9 protein-coding genes are annotated in these 9,945 nt (G+C 60.4%); 2 read left to right on the forward strand and 7 right to left on the reverse strand.

The window, feature by feature from the left end:
• Window positions 1-56: 56 nt before the first annotated feature.
• On the forward strand, window positions 57-1,880 hold the full coding sequence (locus GGD63_RS33830) for an ATP-dependent endonuclease (protein ID WP_183248662.1): 1,824 nt from the start codon (window positions 57-59) through the stop codon (window positions 1,878-1,880).
• Window positions 1,871-3,145: an ATP-dependent helicase gene (locus tag GGD63_RS33835; RefSeq protein ID WP_183248664.1), complete on the forward strand. Its 1,275-nt coding sequence runs from the start codon at window positions 1,871-1,873 to the stop codon at window positions 3,143-3,145. Before GGD63_RS33830 ends, GGD63_RS33835 begins: the two co-directional genes overlap by 10 nt.
• Before the next feature lie 69 nt (window positions 3,146-3,214).
• Here GGD63_RS33835 and GGD63_RS33840 read toward each other — a convergent pair whose 3' ends face one another.
• The 7 genes from GGD63_RS33840 to GGD63_RS33870 all read right to left on the reverse strand — a co-directional run bounded on the left by GGD63_RS33840 (window position 3,215) and on the right by GGD63_RS33870 (window position 9,666).
• Entirely contained in the window at window positions 3,215-4,132 is a 918-nt protein-coding gene (locus GGD63_RS33840; RefSeq protein WP_183248666.1) for a hypothetical protein, read from the reverse strand.
• 42 nt (window positions 4,133-4,174) lie between these two features.
• Entirely contained in the window at window positions 4,175-5,209 is a 1,035-nt protein-coding gene (locus GGD63_RS33845; protein WP_183248668.1) for a protein NO VEIN domain-containing protein, read from the reverse strand.
• Between the two features lie 576 nt (window positions 5,210-5,785).
• Window positions 5,786-6,886 carry a hypothetical protein gene (locus GGD63_RS33850; RefSeq protein ID WP_183248670.1) on the reverse strand — a complete coding sequence of 367 codons (1,101 nt, stop codon included), beginning with the start codon at window positions 6,884-6,886 and terminating at the stop codon, window positions 5,786-5,788.
• Between the two features lie 116 nt (window positions 6,887-7,002).
• Window positions 7,003-7,254, reverse strand: coding sequence for a ribbon-helix-helix domain-containing protein (locus tag GGD63_RS33855; protein WP_183248672.1), 252 nt, complete (start codon window positions 7,252-7,254; stop codon window positions 7,003-7,005).
• Window positions 7,241-7,891 (reverse strand): division plane positioning ATPase MipZ, encoded by a 651-nt coding sequence (locus GGD63_RS33860; protein ID WP_183248674.1) that lies wholly within the window; start codon window positions 7,889-7,891, stop codon window positions 7,241-7,243. The genes GGD63_RS33855 and GGD63_RS33860 overlap by 14 nt, the downstream gene beginning before the upstream one ends.
• A gap of 118 nt (window positions 7,892-8,009) precedes the next feature.
• Window positions 8,010-9,089 carry a hypothetical protein gene (locus GGD63_RS33865; RefSeq protein WP_183248675.1) on the reverse strand — a complete coding sequence of 360 codons (1,080 nt, stop codon included), beginning with the start codon at window positions 9,087-9,089 and terminating at the stop codon, window positions 8,010-8,012.
• Complete coding sequence (locus tag GGD63_RS33870; protein WP_183248677.1) at window positions 9,016-9,666, reverse strand: hypothetical protein; 651 nt, start codon at window positions 9,664-9,666, stop codon at window positions 9,016-9,018. Before GGD63_RS33870 ends, GGD63_RS33865 begins: the two co-directional genes overlap by 74 nt.
• Window positions 9,667-9,945: the final 279 nt, after the last annotated feature.

A 9,945-nucleotide genomic window follows, 5' to 3' on the forward strand; every position in this document is an offset into this window, starting at 1 on the left:
GAACGTCGTTCACAGTTGATCCTGACGCGACTAAGCTTTTCCATGTGGGGGAATCCATGCGGGTATCATTGCTTGAGATCAACAATTTTCGTGGCATCAACACGGGCAAGATTGCGTTTCGCGATCACACGGTCCTGATCGGCCCGAACAACAGCTGCAAGACGACGGTCATTGAAGCGCTGGCGTTTGTGCTTGGGCGAGATCGTTTGATCCAAACGTTGACCGAGCATGATTTTTTCGGCTCAACACCGGACGCCGCAGCGCGGATCAAGATCATCGCTACCGTGACCGGCTTCGAGCCACAGGACTTCACGCAGCACACCGAATGGTTTGGCGACCGACGCGGCATTCCGCTCTGGTTCGACCCTGAGAACGGCTCCGTAGTGCCTACACAAACCGATGCGCGCCAGACCCTCGCGTGCCAGATCGTCTTCGCGGCGCGATTCAATGCGGACACGCTTGAAGTCGAAACTGCACGATATTTCAACGACGGCGGGGATGCCGATATATTTGCGGAAGAGAACCACGTCAGTCTACCGCCGAGCCTCATTCGCGATATCGGCTTCTTTCTCATCCCGGCCAGCCGTTCCTGGGACCGGATGTTGTCGTTCAGTTCAGAGTTGTTCAGACGAGTGATCCGGACGGCCGCTGGCTTGCCGGCCAGGACCATACTTGATGAACGCGACCGACTTCGGCGGCCCGACGCTGCTCTAGAAAACGACGAGCGCATGAAGCCGATCGTTGACGAGGTCAATGCCGAGATGTCCCGGTTACTTGGAAAGGCGACGCCGCTCCGACTTCGGGCCACCGCGACAGACAGCGCAGGGGTGCTTGAGGCGATCACCCCGCATTACCAGACGGGTGATCTAACGCCGATCCCTGCCAAACGCCAGGGCAGCGGTCTCGTGTCACTGCAAAGCCTGTTTCTCTTGCTGCATTTTGGTCAGAGACGGATTGAGGACGGCGAGAGCTTTTTCATGGCGCTGGAGGAACCGGAACTCCACCTACCGCCAGCCGTGCAGCGCCGTGTTCTGGGACGACTGCAGGCCCTTTCCACACAGACGATCGTCACGACCCACTCACCACTCGTGGCGGGCTATTGCGAAGCCGCGTCGCTGCTCGTCGTGCGAAACAATGACGGTGCGCTGGATGTGAGGCCCATGCTCGCCAAGCCACTCGCGCAGGCGGCTACCAATGCTGTGCGGCGTCTCTTTCAGATCAATCGGGTCGAGACAGCGGCCGCCTTGATGAATGAGCGTGTGCTTGTGCCGGAGGGCCAGTTTGACTTCGACTGGGTGACTATGTTGCTGCGGATAGCCGAACTCGACCGGGACGGCACCGAGCCATGTCTGTTCGGCGTTCGCATCGGCGTGGTTCCGACGGCCGACGCAAAAGTCAAAGAAACTTGCGAGGCACTTAGCAAAGCTCATCCCATGGTGTGCGGCCTTGTCGACGGCGATGCCGACGGCACGCGCTATTCCGATCAGCTCGATGGCGCGGGTGTCGGCGCAAGCAAGGTCCTGCGTTGGCAGGATGGATGGACAATCGAAGACCTCGTCGGCTGGATTGTCCACGCGGACGAGGCCACAATCATGACGAAGCTGAATGCTGACCTTGCAGAAGCGCCGGGCGACCGGACAACGCTTGTAGCGCGGCTGAAATCGGATGACCGGTCAGACCACGGACTCAAAGGTGACGGTGTTGCTTATGAAATCGTCGCCAACGCCTTGTCCGAGAGCAATGCCTGTCGAACACGAACACGCGCCGTGCTGCACGCCATTTCCGATGCCTGCCTGGGCTTGCCGGCACGTGGCTTTACCGTTCAAGCGGGCCGAAGAGAGGGGCAAATTCCGCGACTGGTATTCACTCCATGGGCGTGATCGCTTTTGAAGGTCCCGCCGGGTGCGGAAAAACTCATCGTTTGATGAACGAGCTTGCCGCCGCTTTGCGGGAGCATCCATTGAAGCTGCATCAGCGCGTGCTGGCACTAACCTTCATGCATGGTTCGCGGCGGAGGCTTGATGCACGTCTGCGGGGAGTGCCGGGGTTGGCTGCCCGGTTCGAGGCCACGACAATCGATAGCTTCGCATGGCGCCTGACCCAGCGCTGGCGCCTTCTAGCAGGGCACATGGGCCATCGGATTCCTGGCGAGAATGACTATGCTGGAACATGTGCGCTGGCCGCTCAGCTTCTCCAGCAAAACGTTGTCCGCGCGTGGGTTGAAATGTCGTTTCCCATAGTGGTTGTGGACGAAGCGCAGGATCTAAGCACCGAGCGATCTGCCATGATTGGCGCATGGGCTCAATCGGGCACGATCTTTCTAGCGTTCGATGAATTTCAGTGCCTTGATGCTCGCCTCCTTCCCATCGCGATCGAAACATGGCTGCGGGATCATTGCAGGCCAACTCCTCTTGCAGGCTGCCGCCGCACAAACAACGATGAACTGATTCAGGCGGCGCGCGCCGTGCGCGACGGACGCGCAGTCGCGTTGAATGGCGCATCCTTCAAGGTGATCGCCACGCCAGGCCACGTCAATTTTTCAGCCACCTGCCTCGCAAATGCCATCGCCTGGCGGCGGGGAGGAAACGTCGCCGTGTTGACCCCATCCCGCCTTGGGGGATTCGCGGAGAATGCGGTATCCCGCGTCGGACAAGGACCGATCGGCCGTCATCAAACCGGTCCTTTCCACATTCACTGGGAAGGGAATGACAGGCAGGAGCTGGACACGCTGTGGGCCCGGCTCGGGATCGCGGACGGTTGCGGTATTGACGAGGCACTTCGACTGCTTTCCGGTCACCGGAATCTGCCTGTTGTTAGTACATTACGCGATTGGCTCATTCTTCGCCGGAGTACGAGCGGCATCCAGATCGTTGTTGCTGCAGACCTCTTGCGTCAGCTGGACCGCGCGCTCGCGCGAAGACACCATTTCGGTGGCAGGCAGGATCCTCAGTTCGTCGCGATGACAATTCAGCAGGCTAAGAACCGAGAATTTGATCATGTGATTCTTTTCTGGCCCCATCGAATGCGGGATGATCCCATGCAGAAGCGCCGTCTGTTGTACAACGCAATCACGCGCGCCAAGCGAGGCTGTACGGTCCTTGTTCAATCGGAAGATATGCTGCAGGCGCCTCCCTTCGTTTCATGACACCGTAAGGGAATGTGATTGGGGCAACGCGCCATCCAGATTGCTTGCTCTTGCGTCGACCTCGGTGCCCTACATCGGCAATTTTAACCCCTGCGGCGTCACGGTGTATCCGTCACCGGTCTGTACCACGGCGTAATAAATTCCCCGAAAGCGAAAACTTGCAGGCAAAGGAACGTCCGCATGCGGGTTGGGTACGAGCTGGTAATCGCCATCTAGCTCACCGCGATGATTGACCGCATCCACGCGCGAACACAGGAGCGCACTCAGCCCGTTGTGCTTCCGGTCCTGGAAAACACCCGTCGGAATATCCACAACGTCGGCACTTAGCGCCTTGGGCTTCGTTTTCTTGATGCTGCCGCGAAAATGGAAACCTGACCCAACAACTTCCCCGGTGGCCTTGTCGAGCGTGAGGTATTGCGGCCCTACCGTATACGCGGCCTGAAGAATTCTTGGCGGCGTCGTGTCGGCATATTCGAATGGAATCAGGCAAGGATTGAGGGCGATGACGAAGGCGTCCGATCTGGAGATATATCCCTTCTCAAGCCAGTTGGCGTATTGACGCTCGTACTTCTCGGAAATGCTGTTGAGGTATCTCAAGACCATTCGCTCGTTTGGAACGTCGGAGACCTCGCCCGGCTTCGGAGCGGCCACAAAATCCGGATGACCGGGATCGCCAGGCCCCGGCGATACCGCTTCAAACCAGATGCGCTGCCCCCGATACAGGATGCCGACATCGGGTCCGGGCTTGGGGCACGTGACGTCATACCCATTGAGGATCAGAGACGTCGTGAGGTGCATCTCCCAGTATCGCGCATAAAAGTTGCTGCGTAGCTCCTTCAGGAACTCATTGTCGGCATGGCGCTCGAAGAACTGCCAGTAGTATTCGCAACGCAAGCGGGCCGAGTAGAGCGGACCGTCTTTCGCATCCCGGATATTGCGATACGCAGCGTTGCTTGCCTCCTCGTTGGTAAAGAGTGGCTTGGACATTCCGCCTCCACATGCCTTCTTGCAACTTCCGATCCGGGCCGACTAGCTCAACGAGATGATCGCTGCTTCGACGGGACTAATGCCGGGTGTGACAATCTCGCCGGCCCGGTCGTCGATCCATTTCTGCCTTGCAGTGTCAAACCGGAATACGACCAGCCTGGGCTTGCTGGACAGGGCCCCCGTCACCACGCAGAGACGATACTGCGGCATCGAGTCATCGAGGTGCTTTTGAAACGCGCGGTATTCGCGCGGGGTCAGCCCTACCTTGAGTTCTGATCCAAACAGGCCTTTGACTTCGAGCCGTAGCGGCGTCCCCTTTCCTTTGGGCCGCGCCTCCAAATCCCAGCCGAGATTTTCATCCTCGACGCTCTTGATCCGGTAACCGGGGAAATGCGCGCGGACCTGGAGTATCGCCGCCTTCTCCACTTCCGCCTTGCGAAGTGGATCTGACTTTCCGCCCCACTTGCCGCCGTGTCCTCCTCCGTTACTCGCCTCGGGCACTTCAGGCCCCGTCTCGATGCGGGTGCGTACTTTCTCGACAAAGCGCCGGATCGCTGCATTCGACTGCTTCTCCGGAAACCACCAGTTGGCTTGGCCAATCCAGCCCTTGCCGCGTCCCAATCCGATGTTGCGCTGCTTGTGCGGGATGATCACCGCATTTTCGGCGCGCGCCCGGACACGATAGTTGTCCTTGAACCTTTCCAGACGGTGCTGGGCGGAAGGAAGCTTGCGAAACGGAACGCGTTCACGATAGACGCGGGCGTCGCGATACCAGCCAACGACCCAACGTCCCTTTTTATTTGGGTCGGTTGCGGTCCAGACCACGTCGACGTGATCGACGAACGGCGCATCGGGTTTTGCCCCAAGCATCTCAATCGAAATCGGACGATCTCTTTTGCCCTTGATCGTCTCGACATGGCCGTAAACGAAGCCGTCGTCGCATTTGAGAAAGTTACACGTCTCGCCGCCGTCCTTGTTCTTCCTCACCCACGCGCCGCCACCAACGATCCGGTCAGGTTGACCGACGATCCCTTCGTAAGCGGCCATCCATCCGATGTGACACACGAGAATTGGCATGCTTGAAACCTATCCAACTAAGGTTGGTCCCTCGCGGGGCTAATGAGTAATCCAATCCAGCAAATCTGCCATCCTTCCGATGTCGGCGGAAGACCGTTACACCCACAAATTGATCCATCCGTTCGTCCAAGTTCAGGGGCATCCGCCTGCGCTTCGCTGCGGCGGAAACGGGCTCTATTCGCTTCGCTCACCGAGCCGCCATCGGCGTCTCGGCCCTTCGGTAACGATCGCCGTGCCCCGCGCCATCGCGCGCATTTCTTTTGAGGGGATGGTCATTGACCGGCCAAGCCGTGCTCACCGGCGATAGGCAACCCCGCTGGATCGCTTCTTCCGGGCCGCTCACAAGCATGTTGCCGGAGGCCTGTCATGAGGATGGCAACTGCGACCGACATCGGCCTTCGGCAGCGCTATCGTGAACTCACCGAGCCTCACGATAGGCCACCTGGAGCACCCGCCTTCCGTACCCGAAGGCACGCCAGCGTGGCGGCTCTGCTGGAGGACATTGAGATCGACCCGTGGATGAAGGAAGCCTTCGAGGCTCTGACCCCCGTGCTGACGGTCGCCCGCTGCTTCGCCCTACTCCCTCTTCTTGCCTAGTCCTTTCCTTGCTTTCGAGAGCTGATCCCCGCGCTGGACATTTTCGCAACGCGGCGGCCGCGCGGCGGTGATGCTGACGTAACCCTCCAGTTTTCGACCATGCTGAACCGCGCCGTACTTTGCGCGGGTACGGTCGGTGCCATGGCCGGCGCCAGCCGGGACTTCAGCGCCGCGACCGAAGGTGGCCTTGAGATCAGCAATCTTCTGATTGCGAAGCACGTTTGGGGTGATCTCAACCTTGATTTCGGGGAGAGCTCGCTTGCCCAGTCGCTTCAGCGCATTCCGGACGGCGTCCTTGGACACGGTGCTCACGACCCGAGGACCATCGTCTGCCAGGCAACGCTGGGCAAGGAATAAGGCGGGCCCACCCACGACCTTCGGATCTAACGTGAAGGTGGTGCTTTTCGTCCCGTAAAGTCCCTCTTGAGATTTGGCCGGCGCAAACGTGATGAGCAGGTGACCAGCCTGGTTCATCTCCAGCAGCATGCCGCCTGAACCGCCGCCAGCTACCAGTTCTTCCGCGCGTACGGGCGTCAACAGATGGACGGCTAACGGCTCGAGTTTGTCCCACTGCTCAGCTTTCGCCACCTCCCAGAGGGTCTTGTCCCAGTCCCGCGGCAGCGCGCCCAGGACGTGCTTCTTGCTCCCTTCGCAGCGCTTGCCCCCCGGGTGGTTCATCTGATGCCATCGCGACGGCGGTCGCTTCGCAGGCGGCACACTGAGGTCTCCCGGCACCTCAAGCGCCATGATGGGCTCGATGCGATCGAGCACCGTCTTGCGCTCCAGTAGCGCCCGGCGACCCGCTTCGATCTCAATGTTGCTAGGATCCCGAGCAGCTTCGAGCAGCGGCCGCAGAGCTTCGGCGATTTTGTGGTATGCGCCCGCAAAGAAGCTCGCGCGTCTAAAATAGTAGGTGTTGAACTTGTCTCCGGGCCGAAGCGGATCGAGATTCCCCGACTGCCACATCCGTTCGAACTCTCGCTCGTATTTTTCGGCTGAACGCTTGGGCACTGCGCGAACTTGCAGACGATTTCCTAAGGCTACCGCCCGTCCGAGCTCTGTTCTGGCTTCAATGCGCATTCACAAGGACCCTGCTTATTGTCGAACGGCTTTCGCTTTCTTGTCGGGCGGTTCTTTCGTTTTCTTGTCGGTCGCCCTCCGACTTTTCTTGTCGGCCTGCCCTCTGCCCCTAAGCGTCACGGCCCGGGCCTCGGCGCCGAAGCCAGAACCACCGTGATCGCCTCGAGCATGAGGTCCTGCACGGTGGTCCCGCGATCGATCGCCGCGAGCTTGAGATCGCGCCGCATCTCCTTGGTGACGCGAACGAGAATGCCGCAGCGATCGTCGCTCTGGCTCTCCGCTGCCATCGGCGGCCCGAAGCCATCCTCGGTTTCGGGCACGAGGCGGACGGCCAAGGCGGCGCTCAGGGGGCCTTTAGACGTATTCACGGTTGGCTCCTTCCAACTTGAGGGATTTACTCACGGCCGCCCACAACGAGCGGAATTCACGGGCTGCGGGCCCGGCGGGCTCGAATTCGACGACGCCGGAGCCGCGAACAGTCGCGTGCGGCACCGTCACGCGATTGGTGATCTGGCCCTGCCAAAGCCGCGGGCTAACGTCCTTCAGAGCAGTACGCGCATCCCTCACCATCGGTGACTCGCCGAATTCGCGGATTGGAGGTGCGGCATTGAGGACGACGGCATAGCTGCAGCCTACCGAATCCAGGATCCGGATGAGGCTGTGGGTGACTTTGAGATCGAACAGGGTGGGACGCATGGGAATCAGCACCAGGTCCGCGTAGCGCGCTGCGATGGGTACTTGACGCAAGTCAGGCGGCATGTCGATGAACGTAAGTTCAATGACTGCGCGACGCGCGGAATCGATCAATGGCCCGAGTGCGGCAGGGTCAGAGCGGCACACCGGAATGTCGCCCCGCGTCCGAACTCGATTCCAGAGATAAGCGGATTGCTGCGGGTCGGCGTCGATGATCCCGACCTTGAACCCCGCATCCAAGCCGGCCACGGCAAGATTGGTGATCACAGAAGACTTGCCGCTGCCGCCCTTTCCGACACAGGCAACCGTCACCAGCGGCTTCCTCCGAAAAACGGCAATGCTGCTCTCCGGACATGAGGACGGCATGGTCTGATCTGCAGTTCGTAGTCCAGGGCACATCGCGTTGCTCTGTTGTTCGCTCGCTATCAAGCTAGCCCTCCATCATCTTCGGGCGCCGTCCCCGCGAGCGGCGACCGCGGGCAAGCGCATCGAAGTCGAGGCCCTTGAACACCGACCAGTCGATCTCGCGCTCGAGCGGCAAATTGGCGAGGCGTTCGCATTCCTCGGCGCTCAGCGCTCGGAAACCATACCGTTCGTGCTCATCCCCCAGCTCGTGGCCGGCCTGGAGTCGCCTCGTACGGTTGTCCACCTTCTGCCTGCGCATGCCGTCGATGCCATCGCCGCGCAGCGAATGGAAAACCTCGCCGCCCTTTGCTCCGCACCGCTTCAGGTGGTTCTGCATCGTCTTTGACATGTACTTCGACGGGTCGGGATGGTTGTGCGCCTCCTTGAAAACGAAGCCGTTCTGCTTGCGCATCCACGAGATGAACCCGATCTCCTCCAGGTAGTTGTGGAGGACATAGAACGTCATCGACTCCCCGGTCTTCACCGGAACGCGCTTCCACGTCTTCTTCTTGGTCTCAGGGTCCTCCACCTCGACGATGCCGTTGGTCTGCGCAACCCAGACCCCATCCTTCTGACGGATGTCGGAGCCCTGCAGATAGGTGAGCAGACCGAGCCGCCGCGAGGTCAGCTTCGCGAGCAGCGGAAGCATCGCCTCGTCGAGAAGATTGGACTTCACGCCCGTGGCGAACACTCGGTTGGTCACCTCGATCGAGATGCCTTCGCGCGGCTTCGACGGCCGATAGGCCTTCGGGAACGAGACTTTCGCGCCGTAGAACGGATCATGGTATTTGAGATCCTGCATGCGATGACGCATCATTGTCTTAATGTTAGCGAGATAGCCGTCGGCCATGGTCTTCTTCGCCATCGCCGGCGCGATCGAAAAATCCCCATTCCTTTCCAGGATTTCCAGCGTCGATTGCCCTGCCATGTCCGCCCGCTTGGTGACGTTGGCGGGCCAGAACTGCATCTTGTTGACGTAGGTCTGAAGATCGCTCGGAAAATACTCATCAGGCGTGCGATCGCCGGCAACATCAATGAAGGTCTGGCGGCGCAATCGCAGGATCTGGATGTCGGCGTGATCTTCGCCGTCCTTCGCAATCCGCATGTCGATGTAGTCCTGCGAGATCCTGCTGAAGAGCGGCAGCACGCGATGCGACTCTGTCTTTGACGGCGCGGCCGGCGGCGGGCTCACGATTTTCCGGAGCGCGGGGTACAATATTCTGAGCGGCCGCCAGCGCGGCCAGGGCTGCCTCGGAGTGCGAGGCGAGCCTGAGGACATCGGTCAGCGCCTGCCGCGTGAGAGCGTCAGCGTTCTGGACGACGGCGGCCGCACCGTGCTCACCCTTCGCAACCTCCTGCTGCACGAGCTGCAGCGAAGTCAGCGCGCCGCCGAGGGCCTGCGCCAGCGCGACCGCCTGCGAGGGCTCAGCGAGCGCGGTGGCAATCGCCTCCTGGCAGACTTGCGCTACCTGCTGAAACAGGTCGCTCTGCGCGTCGTCCGACAACTCCATGGTCGCAAAACACCCCGTCGCCGCGGAACAAATGATCTGACACAGCCCTGCGAGCATGCGCGCCAGCTGCTTGGCTTCGCGGCGGCTGCGCGGGCCCAACTGCGCCCGGAGGATAGGAGCAGCCGCTGCAATTCCGAAATCAGCCTGGGGAAACACGGTGGAAAGGCGCATTTGGAAGCGCCAGTCGGAGGAATCTCCGGTGAGATACGGCGGTGAACGGCGTCCACGGCCGCCGGCAGACGATACTTTTGATGGTACAAACCCCGATACAGACACGCGCTTGACCTCGAGTTGAGGCGGCGAGGTGCGCGAAACGGCCAGTTTTCGTGGCCTGGTGCTGCTGAATGGGGTGGGATGAGCGGCCCGAGACATAGGTGACAGAACGTACCGAACACATGGGTTACACTTTCCGCTTTTGTTCTGCGGGAGGTGTGGATGCCGTGGAAAGCG

The sequence above is a fragment of the Bradyrhizobium sp. cir1 genome, assembly GCF_014198245.1.
GTDB lineage: Bacteria > Pseudomonadota > Alphaproteobacteria > Rhizobiales > Xanthobacteraceae > Bradyrhizobium.

Bases quoted from the DNA above. Each gene is read 5' to 3' on its own strand.
- GGD63_RS33835 (WP_183248664.1), top strand. From the start codon at position 1,871: ATGGGCGTGATCGCTTTTGAAGGTCCCGCCGGGTGCGGAAAAACTCAT.
- GGD63_RS33845 (WP_183248668.1), bottom strand. From the start codon at position 5,209: ATGCCAATTCTCGTGTGTCACATCGGATGGATGGCCGCTTACGAAGGG.
- GGD63_RS33830 (WP_183248662.1), top strand. From the start codon at position 57: ATGCGGGTATCATTGCTTGAGATCAACAATTTTCGTGGCATCAACACG.
- GGD63_RS33865 (WP_183248675.1), bottom strand. From the start codon at position 9,089: ATGCGGATTGCGAAGGACGGCGAAGATCACGCCGACATCCAGATCCTG.
- GGD63_RS33840 (WP_183248666.1), bottom strand. From the start codon at position 4,132: ATGTCCAAGCCACTCTTTACCAACGAGGAGGCAAGCAACGCTGCGTAT.
- GGD63_RS33850 (WP_183248670.1), bottom strand. From the start codon at position 6,886: ATGCGCATTGAAGCCAGAACAGAGCTCGGACGGGCGGTAGCCTTAGGA.
- GGD63_RS33870 (WP_183248677.1), bottom strand. From the start codon at position 9,666: ATGCGCCTTTCCACCGTGTTTCCCCAGGCTGATTTCGGAATTGCAGCG.